The 16,890-nt window shown below is 60.1% G+C and carries 21 protein-coding genes and 1 pseudogene; 17 read left to right on the top strand and 5 right to left on the bottom strand.

What is annotated here, in order from left to right:
- Window positions 1-18 precede the first annotated feature (18 nt).
- Both pcaF and LPB072_RS19160 read left to right on the top strand, forming a co-directional pair.
- A complete protein-coding gene (gene pcaF, locus LPB072_RS19165) occupies window positions 19-1,221 on the top strand; it encodes a 3-oxoadipyl-CoA thiolase (RefSeq protein WP_066086879.1) in 1,203 nt (400 codons plus the stop codon).
- Window positions 1,222-1,229: 8 nt separating this feature from the next.
- A complete protein-coding gene (locus LPB072_RS19160) occupies window positions 1,230-1,739 on the top strand; it encodes a GNAT family N-acetyltransferase (protein ID WP_157694115.1) in 510 nt (169 codons plus the stop codon).
- Between the two features lie 12 nt (window positions 1,740-1,751).
- Here LPB072_RS19160 and LPB072_RS19155 read toward each other — a convergent pair whose 3' ends face one another.
- Window positions 1,752-2,390: a trimeric intracellular cation channel family protein gene (locus tag LPB072_RS19155; protein WP_066086884.1), complete on the bottom strand. Its 639-nt coding sequence runs from the start codon at window positions 2,388-2,390 to the stop codon at window positions 1,752-1,754.
- Between the two features lie 220 nt (window positions 2,391-2,610).
- Between LPB072_RS19155 and LPB072_RS19150 the strand changes: the two genes are divergently transcribed.
- The 3 genes from LPB072_RS19150 (at window position 2,611) to LPB072_RS19140 (ending at window position 4,564) form a co-directional block, all read left to right on the top strand.
- Window positions 2,611-3,360 (top strand): sulfite exporter TauE/SafE family protein, encoded by a 750-nt coding sequence (locus tag LPB072_RS19150; RefSeq protein WP_066087211.1) that lies wholly within the window; start codon window positions 2,611-2,613, stop codon window positions 3,358-3,360.
- A 62-nt stretch (window positions 3,361-3,422) separates the two neighbouring features.
- Entirely contained in the window at window positions 3,423-4,040 is a 618-nt protein-coding gene (locus LPB072_RS19145; protein WP_066086887.1) for a ParA family protein, read from the top strand.
- Window positions 4,041-4,108: 68 nt separating this feature from the next.
- Window positions 4,109-4,564: a MaoC family dehydratase gene (locus LPB072_RS19140; RefSeq protein WP_066086891.1), complete on the top strand. Its 456-nt coding sequence runs from the start codon at window positions 4,109-4,111 to the stop codon at window positions 4,562-4,564.
- Window positions 4,565-4,574: 10 nt separating this feature from the next.
- On the opposite strand, the gene LPB072_RS19135 is transcribed toward LPB072_RS19140, so the two are convergent.
- From LPB072_RS19135 to LPB072_RS23730, 3 genes are all read right to left on the bottom strand, one after another.
- The gene (locus LPB072_RS19135) at window positions 4,575-4,898 is read right to left on the bottom strand and encodes a hypothetical protein (RefSeq protein WP_066086895.1); all 324 of its coding nucleotides are present in this window, start codon (window positions 4,896-4,898) and stop codon (window positions 4,575-4,577) included.
- 91 nt (window positions 4,899-4,989) lie between these two features.
- The gene (gene trmL, locus LPB072_RS19130) at window positions 4,990-5,463 is read right to left on the bottom strand and encodes a tRNA (uridine(34)/cytosine(34)/5-carboxymethylaminomethyluridine(34)-2'-O)-methyltransferase TrmL (RefSeq protein ID WP_066086898.1); all 474 of its coding nucleotides are present in this window, start codon (window positions 5,461-5,463) and stop codon (window positions 4,990-4,992) included.
- A gap of 124 nt (window positions 5,464-5,587) precedes the next feature.
- Window positions 5,588-5,983, bottom strand: coding sequence for a ComF family protein (locus tag LPB072_RS23730; protein ID WP_157694116.1), 396 nt, complete (start codon window positions 5,981-5,983; stop codon window positions 5,588-5,590).
- Between the two features lie 450 nt (window positions 5,984-6,433).
- On the opposite strand from LPB072_RS23730, the gene LPB072_RS19120 reads away from it, so the two are divergent.
- The 8 genes from LPB072_RS19120 to LPB072_RS19090 all read left to right on the top strand — a co-directional run bounded on the left by LPB072_RS19120 (window position 6,434) and on the right by LPB072_RS19090 (window position 12,870).
- Complete coding sequence (locus LPB072_RS19120) at window positions 6,434-7,342, top strand: methyltransferase domain-containing protein (RefSeq protein ID WP_066086903.1); 909 nt, start codon at window positions 6,434-6,436, stop codon at window positions 7,340-7,342.
- Between the two features lie 171 nt (window positions 7,343-7,513).
- On the top strand, window positions 7,514-7,996 hold the full coding sequence (locus LPB072_RS19115; RefSeq protein ID WP_231943319.1) for a DUF2244 domain-containing protein: 483 nt from the start codon (window positions 7,514-7,516) through the stop codon (window positions 7,994-7,996).
- A gap of 138 nt (window positions 7,997-8,134) precedes the next feature.
- A complete protein-coding gene (coxB, locus tag LPB072_RS19110) occupies window positions 8,135-9,298 on the top strand; it encodes a cytochrome c oxidase subunit II (RefSeq protein ID WP_066087217.1) in 1,164 nt (387 codons plus the stop codon).
- Window positions 9,299-9,338: 40 nt separating this feature from the next.
- Window positions 9,339-10,964 (top strand): cytochrome c oxidase subunit I, encoded by a 1,626-nt coding sequence (gene ctaD, locus LPB072_RS19105; protein ID WP_066086909.1) that lies wholly within the window; start codon window positions 9,339-9,341, stop codon window positions 10,962-10,964.
- Window positions 10,965-10,968: 4 nt separating this feature from the next.
- Window positions 10,969-11,079 carry a cytochrome oxidase small assembly protein gene (locus LPB072_RS23975; RefSeq protein WP_231943317.1) on the top strand — a complete coding sequence of 37 codons (111 nt, stop codon included), beginning with the start codon at window positions 10,969-10,971 and terminating at the stop codon, window positions 11,077-11,079.
- A gap of 19 nt (window positions 11,080-11,098) precedes the next feature.
- The gene (locus tag LPB072_RS19100; protein WP_066086912.1) at window positions 11,099-11,713 is read left to right on the top strand and encodes a cytochrome c oxidase assembly protein; all 615 of its coding nucleotides are present in this window, start codon (window positions 11,099-11,101) and stop codon (window positions 11,711-11,713) included.
- Window positions 11,710-11,919 carry a DUF2970 domain-containing protein gene (locus LPB072_RS19095; RefSeq protein ID WP_066086916.1) on the top strand — a complete coding sequence of 70 codons (210 nt, stop codon included), beginning with the start codon at window positions 11,710-11,712 and terminating at the stop codon, window positions 11,917-11,919. The genes LPB072_RS19100 and LPB072_RS19095 overlap by 4 nt, the downstream gene beginning before the upstream one ends.
- A gap of 69 nt (window positions 11,920-11,988) precedes the next feature.
- Window positions 11,989-12,870, top strand: a complete 882-nt coding sequence (locus tag LPB072_RS19090; RefSeq protein WP_066086918.1) for a cytochrome c oxidase subunit 3 — start codon at window positions 11,989-11,991, stop codon at window positions 12,868-12,870.
- A gap of 95 nt (window positions 12,871-12,965) precedes the next feature.
- Here the strand turns inward: LPB072_RS19090 and LPB072_RS19085 are convergent, their stop codons facing one another.
- Window positions 12,966-13,211, bottom strand: a complete 246-nt coding sequence (locus LPB072_RS19085) for a twin transmembrane helix small protein (protein WP_066086921.1) — start codon at window positions 13,209-13,211, stop codon at window positions 12,966-12,968.
- Window positions 13,212-13,343: 132 nt separating this feature from the next.
- On the opposite strand from LPB072_RS19085, the gene LPB072_RS19080 reads away from it, so the two are divergent.
- The 4 genes and pseudogenes from LPB072_RS19080 to cyoE all read left to right on the top strand — a co-directional run bounded on the left by LPB072_RS19080 (window position 13,344) and on the right by cyoE (window position 16,870).
- Window positions 13,344-14,084 (top strand): SURF1 family protein, encoded by a 741-nt coding sequence (locus LPB072_RS19080; RefSeq protein ID WP_066086924.1) that lies wholly within the window; start codon window positions 13,344-13,346, stop codon window positions 14,082-14,084.
- The gene (locus LPB072_RS19075) at window positions 14,065-14,787 is read left to right on the top strand and encodes an SCO family protein (protein ID WP_066086926.1); all 723 of its coding nucleotides are present in this window, start codon (window positions 14,065-14,067) and stop codon (window positions 14,785-14,787) included. Before LPB072_RS19080 ends, LPB072_RS19075 begins: the two co-directional genes overlap by 20 nt.
- 21 nt (window positions 14,788-14,808) lie before the next feature.
- Window positions 14,809-15,968, top strand: a pseudogene (locus LPB072_RS19070) (COX15/CtaA family protein).
- Window positions 15,965-16,870, top strand: a complete 906-nt coding sequence (cyoE, locus tag LPB072_RS19065; RefSeq protein ID WP_066086933.1) for a heme o synthase — start codon at window positions 15,965-15,967, stop codon at window positions 16,868-16,870. Before LPB072_RS19070 ends, cyoE begins: the two are co-directional and overlap by 4 nt.
- Window positions 16,871-16,890: the final 20 nt, after the last annotated feature.

Here is a 16,890-nt window from a genome sequence, read left to right as displayed (position 1 = left end):
CATACGCAGGAGACCCCCATGAACCAAGCCTACATTTGCGACGCCATCCGCACCCCATTTGGTCGCTACGGTGGCGCGCTGTCCAGCGTGCGCACCGATGACCTGGGCGCTATTCCGCTGAAAGCCCTGATGCTGCGCAACCCGGGTGTGGACTGGGAGATGGTGGCCGATGTGCTGTATGGCTGCGCCAATCAGGCTGGGGAAGACAACCGCAACGTGGCTCGCATGTCCAGTTTGTTGGCAGGTCTGCCGATCGCTGTGCCAGGGGCCACCATCAACCGCTTGTGTGGCTCCGGGCTGGATGCCTTGGGCTCGGCTGCCAGGGCAATCAAAGCGGGCGAGGCCGGGCTGATGATCGCTGGCGGTGTCGAAAGCATGAGCCGCGCACCCTTCGTGATGCCCAAGGCTGAAAGCGCGTTCAGCCGGAACAACGCGGTATACGACACGACCATCGGCTGGCGCTTTATCAACAAACTGATGAAAGCCCAGTACGGTGTGGACTCCATGCCGGAGACGGCTGAAAACGTGGCGACCGACTACAAGATCGGGCGCGAAGCCCAGGACCGCATGGCGATGTCCAGCCAGACCAAGGCGGTCGCGGCCATCCAGGCGGGCCATCTGGCGCGCGAAATCACCCCGGTGAGCATCGCTCAGCGCAAGGGCGACCCCGTGATCGTCGACACCGATGAGCACCCGCGCGCAACCAGTCTGGAAGCGCTGGCCAAACTCAAGGCCATCGTCAAGCCCGACGGAACCGTGACCGCCGGCAACGCCAGCGGCGTCAACGACGGGGCTTGCGCTTTGCTCCTGGCCGATGAAGCGTCGGCGACCAAAAACGGGCTCACGCCCAAGGCTCGGGTGGTGGGCATGGCCACGGCCGGTGTGGCACCCCGCATCATGGGTATCGGCCCCGCGCCCGCCACGCAAAAGGTGTTGGCGCTCACTGGCCTGTCGCTGGCGCAACTGGATGTGATTGAACTGAACGAAGCTTTTGCCGCGCAGGGCCTGGCGGTGTTGCGGGAGCTGGGGTTGCAGGACGATGATGAGCGGGTCAACGCCTGGGGCGGCGCCATCGCCTTGGGTCACCCCTTGGGTGCCAGCGGTGCACGGCTGGCCACCACGGCGGTCAACCGCCTCCACGCCACCGGCGGCCGCTACGCTTTGTGCACCATGTGCATCGGGGTGGGGCAGGGCATAGCGCTGATTCTGGAACGCGTGTGAAAGGATGCGTGGTCGCTCGCTTGCTGCCTGACCATGCCGAGGCTTACCAGGCCTTGCGCTTGCGGGGCCTGCGGGAGCATCCCGAGGCTTTCACCTCCAGCTATGAAGAGGAACTGGACAGGCCTTTGGCCGTTGCACTGGCCCGTCTGACGCCTTCGTCCGCCCTGCCAAACGACGTCTTTTTTGGTGCCTGGCGCGGGCGGGAGTTGGTTGGCGTGCTGGGGTTGCAAGGCCGCTACCGGATGAAGGAGCGCCACACCGCCACAGTGGTCGGGACCTTTGTGGCGCCCGAGGTGCGGGGCATGGCCGTGGGAGACGCGTTGATGCGGGCGCTTTTGGACCATGCGCGCAACTGCTCGGAGCTGGTTCAACTCGATTTGACGGTCACGGCAGGGAATCACCACGCCCAGTGCCTCTATGAACGGTTCGGCTTTGGAAAATGGGGGGTGTACCCCAACGCGGTGTGCGTGAACGGTCTTTTCGTGGACAAGGTGCACATGGTGCGGAAACTGCGTTAAGGCGTTAAGGCGTTAAGGCTTCCAGGCGGGCAATTCCCAATCGCGCCACAAGGCCAGCCACCGAAGGCCTGCTGTGACGCCCACACAAGCCAATAGAGCGACCCATCCGGGTGCCGCTACTTGCCACAGGCCGACATACACCCAGCCGCCGGCAAAAGCACACACGGTGTAGGGTCTGTGGCCATGGAAGGCCGCAGGAATCTGGTTGCACACGACATCGCGCAAAACGCCGCCAAACACGCCCGTGATCACGCCCATCAGCACGGCCACAATGCCTGGCAGGTCGAGCAGCAGGGCCTGATGGGTGCCCGTGGCGGCAAAGAGGCCCAGGCCCAGGGCATCGGGCACCTGGATGGCTCTTTCCGTGAGTTCAAAATGCCGGTGGCGCAAGAACGCCATGGCCAGCACGCACAGCCCCAGCACCCCCCAGAGCATTTCGACATGCTGAACCCAGAAAAAGGGCCGTTGATCCAGCAACAGATCGCGCAGGGTCCCCCCGCCAAAAGCGGTCAGGAACCCCACCACGCACACGCCCACGGCATCCAGCCTTTTGCGCGCAGCTTCGATCACGCCCGCCAGCGCAAACGCGGCTGTCGCCGAGAGCTCCACGATCAGGCGCAGTGTTTCGCCCCAGATTTGCACTTTGTCCATGCGCGCCATTGTCGCTGCACGGGTTTCTGGCCGAGATGCCCCCCGGTGCCTGGCCGCAGCGAAGGGTGTGGTGGCGAGGCCATTCTTTCGCGGGCAAGTGATCCATGAATCGGTTTGTGAGCGCGGACAGGGGCAGAAAAAATCGCCTGCGGGCATCCGTTGTCGCAGGGCTGAGAACCCAGCAGCGTCATCGGTGGGTGTCATGGACAATCTCGGGGTCATGACCCTGATCACCGACCCCTATTTCTATGCCGTGTCCATTCCGGCGGTGCTCTTGCTGGGTATCAGCAAGAGCGGCTTTGGCGCGGGCTTTGGCTCCCTGGCAGTGCCCATGATGGCGCTGGCGGTGACGGTGCCCCAGGCGGCGGCGATCCTGATGCCGGTGCTGCTGGTGATGGACTTGCTGGGCATGGCCGCGTTTCGCAACAACGTCGACCGGACACTGCTCAAATTTCTGCTGCCATTTGGCTTGCTTGGCATCGCCATCGGCACATTGCTGTTCAAGTTGCTGGATGCGCATCTGGTCGCGGGTATCGTGGGCGTTTTCACGCTGCTGTTTTTGGCGCAACGCCTGGCGTTCCCCCCTCGACCCGACAGCCCGCCGCCGCCACGCTGGGTGGGCGCTTTGCTCACGGTGACTTCGGGCTTCACCAGTTTCATTGCCCATGCCGGCGGGCCGCCGATCAACGCCTACGTGATCCCGCTGCGCCTGTCGCCCTTGTTGTTCACCGGCACCATGGCCTTCTTTTTCTTTTTCATCAACATCTCCAAGTGGATTCCGTACGCCTGGTTGGGGTTGCTCGATGGGCGCAACCTGTTGACATCATTGGTCTTGCTGCCTTTTGCGCCCATGGGCGTCTGGGTGGGCGTACGGATTGCTCACCGCATCAAGCCGTTGTTGTTCTACCGGATGATCTATGCGGGCATGCTGCTGACGGGCATGAAACTGGTCTGGGACGCCTGGGGCTAACATAGGCAGCGGTGGTCGTACCCTCGACTGGGTGCGGCAATGAATTCTTCGTGGAGGTTGGTATGCCAGTGGTGGTGATTGCAAATCCCAAGGGCGGCGTGGGCAAGTCCACTTTGTCCACCAATGTGGCTGGCTACTTTGCCAGCCAGGGACATGCGGTGATGCTGGGTGATGTGGATCGCCAGCAGTCTTCGGCGCTGTGGCTCAAGCTTCGCCCGCCGACGGCACCACCCATTTCCAGTTGGGATATTTCAGCTGGCCAGATCGCCAGACCGCCGGGTGGTACGACGCACATGGTGCTGGACACGCCAGCAGGCCTGCATGGCAAGCGCCTGAAAGAAGTGTTGAAAATCGCCCACAAGATCCTGGTGCCCTTGCAGCCCAGCATTTTTGACATCTACGCCACCTGCATGTTTCTGGACGAGCTGGTGGCTTCCCGCCACTCCGCCAAAGTGGATATCGGGTTGATCGGCATGCGTGTGGACGGTCGAACCATTGCAGCCGACAAACTGCACGAATTTGTCAAGGGCTCAGGTCTGCCGGTTGTGGGCTACGTGCGCGATACCCAGAATTATGTTCACCTCGCGGCGCGAGGCCTGACCTTGTTTGACATTGCGCGTGGCCGGGTCGAGAAAGATCTTCAACAGTGGCAGCCCATTTGTGAATGGCTGGACCGTTAGAGCCGGACCGCTGGACTGTCGCCGGACAGACAGGTGTGTGTTGATGCCAAGGGCTAGAGTCGAACGCTATGAAAACCTTTGAAACGCTCGCTGAAGTGGCTGCATGTGTTGGACAAGAGGTCGCTGTGAGCGACTGGGTCGAAGTAACACAAGCACGGATCAATCAATTTGCCGAGGCCACCGGGGACCTGCAGTGGATTCACGTGGACGAAGCACGCGCAAAAGCCGGCCCGTTTGGTGCTCCGATCGCGCACGGGTTCCTGACCTTGTCGATGCTGCCCGTGTTTTTTCAGTCGGCATTCTCGATCAAGGAAACCCGTATGGGGGTCAACTACGGGTTGAACAAGGTGCGCTTCACGGCCCCTGTTCCCGTGGGCAGCCGCTTGCGCGCGCGCATGACCTTGCTCGAAACCAAACCGATTGAAAATGCGGGTCTGCAAATGACCTGGTCGGTGTCGGTAGAGCGAGAAGGCGCCGACAAGCCAGTCTGTGTTGCCGAGTCACTGGTTCGCCACTACCCTTGACGGTGGTCCGCTAGCGGATCTTCACGAGCTGGCGCGGCTCAACCCAGCCATCGAAGGCATCCATGAGCCGGTTGATACGGGTGGCCGCCTCGGACTGGCTGTGGGCCTGGGATATCACCAGGTAGGCGTCATTGCGCAACATCCAGAGGTCTTGCGCGGACGCCGCTGAAGTGATCTTCAGATGCAGTCGCTGGGCTTGTAAGCCTTCGCAATCGCTCACGCAGGCATTCATTGCGGAGCGAATCGCCTGAAGGTCTTTGAGGGTTGCGGTTCTCACCGACTTGAGGCGCGGCTTGAACGTTCGGCGAATGAGTTTGGCGATGCGTTGAATCAACGTGACCCCCCTGGGGAGCTGAGCGGGTCGGCAGGCACCTGCGCGCGTTCATGAAGGGTGCACTTCTGCACAAGCAGGTTCGGCAATGGCGTCACAGTTGCGCTCCTTCAAAGCCATTTTGTCGCCAGGCCTCAAACACCACGACCGCCACCGCGTTTGAGAGATTCATGCTGCGCTGTTCTGGGCGCATGGGCAAGCGGATGAGTTGCTCGGTCGGAACCTGTGTTCGAACGCTTTCTGGCAACCCCTGGGTTTCCGATCCGAACACCAGCCAGTCTCCGGTTTGAAATGTTGCGTCATACACGCTGGTACTGCCACGCGTCGTGCAGGCGAACAAGCGGCTGAGATTCGCTTGGGTGTTGATCAAAAACTGGTCCCAGTTGTCATGCTTGTGTACTTTGGCGAACTCGTGATAGTCGAGGCCTGCTCGACGCAACGCCTTGTCGTCCATTGAAAAACCCAGAGGCTCAATCAGGTGCAGCTCGCAACCTGTGTTGGCGCTGAGTCGGATCACATTGCCGGTGTTGGGGGGGATCTCGGGGGCAACCAGAACGATGTGAAACATGTATGCGGTATCGGAGGCGCCGGGGCGCGCTGCGGTGTGGCCAGTGGGCTGGTCTTTTAGGGCTCTCTTTGCTGCGCGATCATAAGCCCAATTGATTCGGGGCGATAACGGTACACCCTTGTATTCAACCGCCGGCAGTGTGCGCAAATACGGCTGCGCTGATTCGACTGGCGCCCGCCAGTCGCAAGGCTTCAGCCGCCTCACGCAGCGTTGTACCGGTGGTGCTCACATCGTCAATCAACAGAACGTGCGCATCGCGAAGGCGGTGCGCATGGAGCGCGTTCACCTGGAACGCGTTTTTCAGGTTGTTGACGCGTTGTTGGGCGGCTAGGTTGTGCTGATCGGGGGCTTCACCCATTCGACGCAATGCGTCTGCCCAGCCGGGCGCGCAATCGGCCTTTGTCAAGACGCGCAGGGCCTTGACCATTTCCCAGGCCTGGTTGTAGCCGCGTTCAGCCAGCCGTTTGGGCGCCACGGGAATCGGGACGATCCAGTCACACGCCCGGAGCAGCCCGGCCATTTGTGGCATTTCCAGCATCAATGTCGCCAGCGGTTGAGCCAGGGCAGGTTCTTGGCGAAACTTGAACCGCGCGATGAGTTGATCCCATGGATAGGCATAGTCGACGGCCGCAAGGCAGGTTTCAATTGCTGCGGGCCGCCTTTCAGCCAGACAAGCTCCGCAGCGCGAGCGTGTGCCGTGCAAGGGCCTGGCGCAAGTCCCGCAGCGGGCTCTGGGTTGCGCAAAGCGCCTGGCGCAGTCGGCGCAGATGGGCTGTGCTGGCCAGCGAGCACATACCTGACACTGCCCAGGCAGGTGTCGAGCGACAGAGGTCAGCTTGGAAAAGGGCATCATGGAGTCAATATACTGGCGAGCCGCGCTGTTTGACAGCCGTTGCGTTGCTTGACGCGGACCGAGCCCAGCCTTCGGGCATGGAAATCCTGCTTCCGGCCACTCCCCCCTCTCCCACCGATGACCCTTCAAAAACCACACAGCTTGGCCGTTCCTGGTCTGGATGCCGCCGCCGCCCGGCGATGGGCCCGCTGTCTGCCTGTGGCCAGCCCCTGGCTGCATGAAGAGGTGGCGAAGCGCATGGCACAGCGGCTGGAGTGGTTTCGCGAGATGCCCGACAGTTGGCTTCATTGGGAGCCTGCGTTCGGGGGCATGGACGCACACCGGCATTTGCGTGAAAAGCTGCCAAAGGCAGATTGCCGTGTGTGGGCCAACGATATGGCACATGCGCTGAAAGCCACGCGAGAAGCCGCGCACCTGTCGTGGAATCCGGCGCAATGGCGAAGAGCACACGAACCGTCAGCAATCGGTGACGATGCCTCGGTGGCGATGGTGTGGGCGAACATGGCGCTTCATGGCGAACCTCTGCCCGGTGACATGTTGCAGCGCTGGCATGGTTTGCTGAAGCCAGACGGTTTTGTGATGTTCAGCTGTTTGGGGCCTGACAGCCTGCTCGAACTCAGAGGCGTGTATGCCCGAATGGGCTGGCCAGAGCCGGCCCATGCATTCACCGACATGCATGACTGGGGCGACATGTTGGTCGCGAGCGGTTTTGCCGAGCCTGTCATGGATATGGAGCGCATTACCCTGACCTTCAGTCACGTTGACGCCTATTTGCAAGAGCTTCGAGGGCTGGGGCGCAATCTGAATGAGAACCGGTTTGCTGCCTTGCGCGGTCGAGGGTGGCACGAAGCGCTGCGGCTGGCCCTGGACAGCCATATTCCTCGCGATGAATCTGGGCGGCTGGTGATGACGTTTGAGGTGGTCTATGGCCACGCATTCAAGCCGCAGCCCCGCGTGCCAATGAAAGCCGAGCAAGCGGTATCGGTGGATGTGATGCGCGCCATGTTGCGCACGGGGCGCCGGTAAGCGGTGTTTCTGCCGCCGTGTTGTGACCCGGAAAGTATGGCGCTGTTGCTCGATGTCAGGGAGAGTCGGGTTTCTGCCCGCTACAATTGACATAAATCAAATCGCTGGGGGTTTGCCCCTGCTCGGCTGCGTCTATCTTCGGGTGGACTGGGCCCTTCAAGGTGAGGCGGAGTGACACAGATATTCGAACCGATGGCGCAGGCTGGTGTGTCCGAACAGGGCCCTGAATGGCTCTTGCGCCGGAATTGTTCGATAACGCCTGGGCAACTGGGCGGGGTGTTTGTGGCATTGGCCGTGCTGTCGCTGCTTGTGGCCGTGTTTTTCTGGTTCATGGGTGCGACCTTGGTGCTGGCTTTCACTGCTATTGAGTTGATGGCGTTGGCAACGGCCTTTTTGGTCTATGCGCGGCATGCGACCGATAGGGAGTGCATCCGGATCACGGGGGGGCAGCTTGTGGTTGAGCAAGAGTTGGCGGGGCAGACCCGGCGTTGTGAGTTTGCCCGCCATGCGGTGCGGATCGAGCCTCGGCGCGATGGAGATCGTTTGGTGGAGTTGAGGGGTGGAGGCCAGGTAGTGAAGATAGGTCGGTTTTTGCGCTCTGAGCTGAGACCGGCACTGGCTGCAGAGATTCGCAGGGCGTTGCACAGTGGTTGAAGCACCGTGCTTGGGTATTCCCGGAGTGGGCGAGTACCTGAAAATTTGTTCTAATCTGTGTTGATATAAATCAATGCTTATATTCGAGGCGCAAAAGTGAGTACGACAAAAAAATCGGGTGAATCCCTGCGAAACCGTTTGGTGACGTTGCGCGGTGCGGCAGCGGCGTTGACCCTTGGCGCAGGCGTTTGGGTCACGAACGCCGCCTATGCGGTGAATGACCTGCCAGGCGGCCCCGCTGTAAACCAACTCAACTTTGCGCCTGCCGCCACCAAGATTGCTGAAGAACAGCACTGGCTGCACTGGTTCATGATGATCATTTGCGCGGTGATCTTCTTTCTGGTGTTTGGTGTGATGTTTTATTCGATCCTCAAGCACCGTAAATCGGTCGGACACAAGGCCCAGGAGTTGCCCGAGCCGATCTGGGTGGAACTGGGCTGGACCATCGTTCCCCTGTTGATCGTCATCGGAATGGCCCTGCCGGCCACCAAGGTGCTGGTGGCTCAGAAGGACACCACCAACAGCGACCTGACCATCAAGGCAACGGGCATGCAGTGGAAATGGGGCTACGACTACATCAAGGGTGAAGGCGAGGGTATTGGCTTCCTCTCCACGCTCGACAACTCGCACCGCGAAATGTCCAACAGCGGCAACCCGCCACCCACCGACGATTACCTGCTCAAAGTGGACAATCCGCTGGTGGTCCCTGTGGGCAAGAAGGTTCGCATCATCACAACCGCAAACGACGTGATTCACGCGTTCATGGTGCCCGCATTTGGTATCAAGCAAGATGCGATTCCGGGTTTCGTGCGCGATACCTGGTTCCGTGCGGAAAAGACCGGCGATTTTTATGGTCAGTGTGCCGAGTTGTGTGGCAAGGAGCATGCCTACATGCCGATCCACGTGAAGGTGTTGAGCGCCGAAGACTATTCCGCCTGGGTCGCTGACAAGCAAAAGGCCATGGCCGCTGCCGCTGATGATCCATCCAAGGTCTGGGAACTTACCGCCCTCGTCAAGCGTGGCGAGTCGGTTTACGCCGCGAATTGTGTGGCCTGTCATCAGGCCAGCGGCAAGGGCGCGGGCACAATCAAGCCGTTGGACGGCGCTGCTGTCGTGCTGGATGCTGACAAGAGCAAGATGATTTCCGTCTTGCTGAATGGTCAAAACAACGGGGCCATGCCTTCATGGAAGCAGCTCTCGGACACCGAGCTGGCCGCCGTGATGACTTACGCCAAAAATTCCTGGTCCAACCAGACTGAACAGATTGTGCAGCCCGCCGATGTGGTGGCTGCACGCCAGTGAGCGCCTGCAGGCCCAAGATTGAATTGCAAAGGAAAAACAAATGAGTGCAGTACTTGATCCCCATGACGCTCACGCGCACGACGATCACCATGACCACCACGCCCCTGCGGGCTGGCGTCGCTGGGTGTTCGCCACCAACCACAAAGACATCGGTACCTTGTATCTGCTGTTCGCGTTCACCATGCTCATGGTGGGTGGCGTGCTGGCCCTGCTGATTCGCGCCGAGCTGTTCCAGCCGGGTTTGCAGTTGGTCAACCCGGGGCTGTTCAACCAGCTCACGACCATGCACGGTCTGATCATGGTTTTCGGCGCCATCATGCCGGCCTTTGTGGGCTTTGCGAACTGGATGATCCCGCTGCAAATCGGCGCAGGTGACATGGCTTTTGCCCGCATGAACAACTTCAGCTTCTGGCTGATGATTCCTGCCGCCCTGATGTTGGTGTCGTCCTTCTTCATGCCTGGTGGCGCACCCGCTGCTGGCTGGACGCTGTACGCACCACTGACGCTGCAAATGGGCCCCTCGATGGATGCCGGCATTTTTGCCATGCACATCCTTGGCGCTTCGTCGATCATGGGCTCGATCAACATCATCGTCACCATTCTGAACATGCGCGCCCCCGGCATGACGCTGATGAAGATGCCCATGTTCTGCTGGACCTGGCTGATCACCGCTTACCTGCTGATCGCCGTGATGCCCGTGCTGGCTGGCGCCATCACCATGACGCTGACCGATCGCCACTTTGGCACCAGCTTCTTCAACCCTGCTGGCGGCGGTGACCCCGTGATGTACCAGCATATTTTCTGGTTCTTCGGTCACCCCGAGGTGTACATCATGATCTTGCCGGCCTTCGGCATCGTCAGCCAGGTGGTGCCCGCGTTTGCGCGCAAGAAGTTGTTCGGTTACGCCTCCATGGTTTACGCCACGGGCTCAATCGCCATTCTGTCTTTTGTCGTGTGGGCTCACCACATGTTCACAACCGGCATGCCGGTCACCGGCCAGTTGTTCTTCATGTACTCGACCATGTTGATCGCTGTGCCCACAGGCGTGAAGATCTTCAACTGGATCGCCACGATGTGGAAGGGTTCGATGACGTTCGAGACACCGATGCTGTGGGCGGTGGGCTTTATCTTCGTGTTCACCATTGGTGGCTTCACGGGTCTGATCCTGTCTGTGGCACCGATCGACATCAACTTCCAGGACACCTACTACGTGGTGGCCCACTTCCATTACGTGCTGGTGGCGGGCTCGCTGTTCGCCATGTTTGCAGGCATCTACTACTGGTTGCCGAAGTGGACCGGTGTGATGTACAGCGAAACCCGCGGCAAGATCCACTTCTGGTGGTCGATGATCTCGTTCAACGTGACCTTCTTCCCCATGCACTTCCTGGGCCTGGCCGGCATGCCGCGTCGTTATGCCGACTACCCCATGCAGTTTGCCGATTTCAACGCGATTGCTTCAGTGGGTGGTTTCTTCTTCGGTTTTGCCCAGGTGTATTTCTTCATTGCCGTGATCATCCCCGCCATGCGCGGCAAGGGTGCAAAAGCGGTGCAGAAACCTTGGGAAGGTGCAGAAGGCCTGGAGTGGGAAGTCCCGTCCCCTGCGCCTTTCCATACCTTTGAAACCCCACCGAAACTCGACATCACCGCCACCAAGGTGATCGGCTGAACCTATGAACAGGGAACAGAAAAAGAACAACCTTCGGCTGGCACTTGTGCTGGCGTCGGTTGCCTTGGTCTTCTTTGTCGGCTTCGTGGGCAAGATGGTCTTGTTCGGCGGTTGAAAACGCAACGCAACTTGATATGGCACTGAAAAGCGACAACCTCAAAATGGTCGGAAAGCTGGGCGTGATCACGCTCGGCATGTTCGCCTTTGGTTATGCGCTGGTGCCGATCTACCGCGCGATATGCGAGGTGACAGGCATCAACATTCTGGCTTTGGCCGAGCGTGAAGTGCCGGGCGCCAAGGTCAAGTTGCCAGCCAACACGCAAGTGGATCTGAGCCGCACGATCACTGTTGAGTTTGATGTGAATTCCCGGGGTCCGTGGCACTTCAAGCCTGAAGTCCGGAGCTTGCAGGTTCACCCCGGCGAGTTGACGACGGTGCTGTATGAGTTCCAGAACGTACAGAACCGGACCATGTCGGCGCAGGCAATTCCCAGTTATGCACCCAAACAGGCGGCATCGCATTTCAACAAGCTGGAGTGCTTCTGCTTCAACCAGTACACACTGGCGCCCGGCGAAAAGAAAGAGTGGCCGGTGGCGTTCGTGATCGATCCCAAGTTGTCAAAAGACGTGACCACCATCACCCTGTCCTACACCTTCTTTGAGGTGGGCGGAAAGGTGCCGGCCGCGCCCCAGGATGTGGCCACGGTGAACCGTGTACCAGCGACAGTGAAGTTGGGGGGGGCGGTATGAGCGACAAGCCATTGCACAAGCGCAAAGGAAGCCTGCTGGGCACAGTGAAGGCTGTGTTGTGGGGTTTCCTGGGTGTGCGCCGCAACGCCGACTACCAGGACGACATTGCCAAACTCAACCCTGTACACCTTGTGGTGGTCGGATTGATCATGGCCTTGTTGTTTGTTTTTATCTTGATTTTTGTGGTCAAGTGGGTGGTCTCCTGAGGGAGCCATTCGAATGACGCATCGGTTTTTCTCTCAAATAGTCTTAGAAGCGAAAGCATTGGAGTGAGCATGTCAGCAACCACACACGGCACCACGCCTTACTACTTCATCCCGGGGCCTTCTCGCCATCCGGTGATGGCGGCCATCGGCCTGTTCTTTGTGATCCTGGGCGCTGGCCAGTGGGTCAACGGAGCCGGCTGGGGTGCCTATTCATTGGCTTTTGGCTTGGCTTTCTGGCTCATCGTGCTGTTTCAGTGGTTCAGTCAGGCCGTGGGGGAGAGTGAAAGCGGTATGTATGGCCACAAGATCGACCTCTCCTACCGCTGGAGCATGAGCTGGTTCATCTTCTCGGAAGTGATGTTCTTCGGTGCGTTCTTTACCGCGCTGTGGTGGGCCCGTATGCATTCGGTACCCGCTTTGGGCAGCATTGAGAATGCGCTGATCTGGCCTGATTTTGCAGCGGTCTGGCCCAGCATGCAGGCTGGTGCCACGGCGTCGCCTGGTGGCATTGTTGACCACTTCCAGACGATGGGTCCTTTCTGGTTGCCCACGATCAACACCGCGTTGCTGTTGACTTCTGGTGTGACCTTGACCATTGCTCACCATGCGCTGCTGGCGAGCAACCGCGGCAAGACCATCGCGTTTATGTGGATGACGGTGTTGCTGGGTATCGTGTTCTTGTTTGTGCAAGGTTACGAGTACTACCATGCCTACACAGAATACAACCTCAAATTGAGCTCGGGGATTTTCGGTTCGACCTTCTTCATGCTGACCGGTTTTCACGGCTTTCACGTGTTCGTGGGCATGTTGATGCTGCTGTTTATCACCCTGCGCTTGCAGAAGGGACACTTCACCGCCACGAAACACTTTGGCTTCGAAGGTGCTGCCTGGTATTGGCACTTCGTAGACGTGGTGTGGCTGGGCCTTTACATCCTCGTGTATTGGCTGTGAGCCGGCTCCGGGGAACTGGCCGGTTGGCAAAGTCCCCAACAAAAAAGGCGCCGATAGGCGCCTTTTTTTGCTGAATTGCTGAACGATCTGCTGAATCAGCGACCCAAAGGCAATCCTGTTGGATGGATCCAGCCCAGTTTGTAGCTGACGAGAACCACCACAAACAGCAACAGGGAAAATCCCACGCGGAACGCGAGGGCACGGGCCATGTGGTTTTTTCGGGGGGCTTCTGGCGCTTCACCCTTGTCTGTTGGCGAGGGTCCTCCACGCATCATGGCCACCAAAGCCACCGCCAAACTGCCAATGATGGCCACAAACGCCACAATCACAAGGTATGTCATCCACGAATTATCCAATGTTCCGCCTGCTCCCGGGCGGCGCCATGGCGAACCTGTTCGGACCCGACGGGTGTCGCTTGTCCAGGCCCAGGCGATGAAGACGTGCAGTGGGGCATTCCCAAACAAGGCATTCCAATGAAATCCAGCTCTTTGCGGTGGTGGACATTGGCCCTGGCCACCCTTGTCACGGTGGCCCTCACCATGTCGTTGGGTTTCTGGCAGTTGTCTCGGGCCGCTGAGAAACAAGCGCTCGAATCCCTGATTGAAGAACGGGGCACGATGGTCCCCCTGACCGGACGTGACGTCGTTGCCGCGGTCGATGTGAAGAATGGATACCACCGCATCGCCCGTCTGACGGGCGAGTGGATACCGCAGGCATCGGTCTTTCTGGACAACCGACCGATGAACGGGCGCAGCGGCTTCATTCTGGTGACCCCGCTCAAACTTCAGGACCTGTCCCGGACCATTCTGGTGCAGCGGGGCTGGGTGCCGCGCGACTTTATCGACCGCAGCCGGGTGCCAGTCATCGAAACCCCGGGTGGCTGGGTGACGGTAGAAGGACGATTGGCCCCGCCGCCCAGCCACCTATTTGAGCTCGGCGCCAGCCAGCCAGGCCCGATCCGGCAAAATATCGACCTCACCGCGTTCATTCACGAGACCGGGCTGCCTTTGTTGGACGCCTCGCTGTTGCAAACGGCGCCTGCCGACACGGCATTTCAGCGCGACTGGCCGCGTTTCTCGGCAGGCGCGCAAAAAAATATGGGGTACGCCGTGCAGTGGTTCGCGATGAGCGCCACCGCTGCCTTGCTGTTTCTCTGGTTTCAATTCATATCTCCCCGCCGAAAGCACCGCCCCGATGGCACAGACTCCCGATGAACCCCTGACGATGACCGTGCACAGCCTTCCCGCGCTGGACGAAAGTGGTGCGGCCAAAACCGTCGATGCGCGGGCCGGCCGTTGGAAGCTCCTGTTGCTCTTGCTGGTCAGTGTGGCCCCGGTCGTTGCGTCCTATGTCACCTACTACGTCATCCGCCCGGAGGGTCGCCGGAACTATGGTGAACTGATCGATCCGCAGCGGCCTTTGCCCGCCATCAATGGCACCAATACGCAAGGCGAAACTGTTCCATTGACCCAGCTGAAAGACCAGTGGCTGTTCATCAGCGTGGCCGATTCGGCCTGCGATGAGGCCTGCAATCAGCATTTGTTTGTCCAGCGCCAGCTGCGCGAAGGTTTGGGCAAGGAAAAAGAACGGCTGGAATGGGTATGGCTGCGAACGGGCGATGCCGAGCTGTCGGCGCCGCTGAAAGAGGCCACCGCCAGGGCCACCGTGTTGCACGTGGACGAGACCGAGTTGGCAACCTGGTTGCAGCCGGCGCCAGGGCATCGTTTGGCCGATCACCTGTATGTGGTTGACCCGATCGGCAACTGGATGATGCGTTTCCCCGCAGACGCCGATCCTCTCAAAATCAAGCGCGACCTGTCGCGCCTCCTGAGCGCCTCAGCCTTCTGGGATACCGATGGCCGCCCCGAACCCAAGACCGTGCCCGCACCTGCACCTGCACAAACAACTGGCGGCTGATGCCTTGCGCTGACTGAACCCATGAACGCCGCCGCACAACCTCTGTACGACTTTGCGCCCCTGGCCCGCATGATGTTGCTGGGTGTGGTGATCGCGCTCGGGCCTCTGACCTGGGTGTGGTTGCGCAACCGCCACGCCGCGCCAGCGCAGCGATTGAAGGTGCTCACACTCATTACGCTGTTTTTGACCTTTGATCTCGTGCTGTTCGGAGCCTTTACCCGCCTGACCGACTCGGGCCTGGGCTGCCCCGATTGGCCCGGTTGTTACGGGCACATGAGCCCCGTGGGGGCCACTGCTTCGATCGCCGCCGCGCAAGAGGCGATGCCCACCGGCCCGGTGACCCATTCCAAGGCATGGGTTGAAATGGTCCACCGCTACCTGGCGACGGCGGTGGGGGTGCTGATTTCGGTCATTGCGCTGGTGAGCTGGCTGGAGCGCAAACGGCTGCAGGTGTGGCACGGCTGGCCTTTGATCACCTTGTTTTGGGTCTGCCTGCAAGGGGCGTTCGGCGCGCTCACGGTCACCATGAAGCTTTTTCCCGCCATCGTGACCCTTCATTTGCTGGGGGCATGGCGCTGTTGTCGCTGCTGCGGGTTCAGGCTGTGGGGTATGCCTTGGCTGAGCCGGGCGGATTGCAGCGAACAACCATCTCGGCAGCCCTGCGCCGATTGTTGTGGGCCGTTTTTGTTTTGCTCTGGGTGCAAATTGCGCTGGGTGGTTGGGTCAGTACCAACTACGCGGTGTTGGCTTGCAGCGAATTCCCCACCTGCCAGGGCAGCTGGTGGCCATCAATGGATTTTCAGCACGGTTTTTCCCTGTGGCGTGGCCTGGGCGTCACCCCGGCGGGTGATGCCATTCCCTTTGCGGCCTTGACTGCGATTCACTACGTGCACCGATTGAGCGCCTACGCGGTGTTTGTGGGCCTGGGTTTGGCGGCATGGTCGCTATGGCGGGCGGCGCACCTTCGCAGGGTTGCCCAGACCCTGGCCTTGCTGGCGCTGTGGCAACTTGCCAGCGGACTGGCCAATGTGGTGCTGGATTGGCCGATGTTGGCCGCCATCGCCCACACCGGTGGCGCGGCTGCACTCGTGATCGCCATGACGGGTGTGCTGATTGCCACCCAAGGCGCCACCCAATCTTCTGGCGCTCCCGCCTACAACCTGTCCCGAGCCACCCGATGAGCACCGCGCCTTCCTCTTCCCCCGCCCAGGCGACCCTGTCCGTATGGCGGCAATTTCATGCGCTCACCAAGCCCCGGGTGATTCAACTCATCGTGTTCTGTGCCCTGATCGGCATGGTGCTGGCAGTGCCCGGCCTGCCGAGCTGGGCGCAGGTGCAATTGGCGGCCACCGCCTGCTTTGGCATCTGGCTGGTGGCCGGCGCTGCCGCTGCGTTCAACTGCGTTGTGGAACAGCAGATCGACGCCAAAATGCGCCGCACCGCATGGCGGCCCACAGCCAAAGGCGAGCTGTCCAACCTGCAAACACTGTCGTTTTCTGCTGTGCTCTGCGCCGCAGGTTCGGCGATTCTCTACTTCTGGGTCAACCCTTTGACGATGTGGCTGACCTTCGCGACTTTCGTGGGTTATGCCGTGATCTACACCGTCATTCTCAAGCCGCTCACGCCTCAGAATATCGTCATCGGTGGGGCTTCGGGTGCCATGCCCCCGGTATTGGGCTGGGCTGCGATGACTGGCGTGGTCGCTCCAGAGGCCTTGATTCTCTTCCTGATCATCTTCCTGTGGACGCCTCCCCACTTCTGGGCGCTGGCGCTCTACCGCGTCGAGGATTACCGTAAATCGGGTTTGCCCATGCTGCCGGTGACGCACGGCTCGGAGTTCACGCGGCTGCAGATTTTGCTCTACACCTTTGTTCTGTTCGCGGCCTGCCTGATGCCGTTCATCATGCGCATGAGTGGCTACCTTTACCTGGCTGCTGCCGTGGTCTTGAGCATCGGGTTCTGTTTGTACGCCTTCGCGCTCTGGCGCGATTATTCCGATGCGCTGGCACGCAAGACATTTCGCTTCTCTTTGATACACCTGTCGTTGCTGTTTGCGGCTCTGCTGGTGGACCATTACATCTAGAGACCCGACCGGGCGTGGCC

Source organism: Hydrogenophaga crassostreae (assembly GCF_001761385.1).
Classification (GTDB): Bacteria; Pseudomonadota; Gammaproteobacteria; order Burkholderiales; family Burkholderiaceae_C; genus Hydrogenophaga; species Hydrogenophaga crassostreae.
This window is presented reverse-complemented; position numbering and strand designations above follow the sequence as displayed.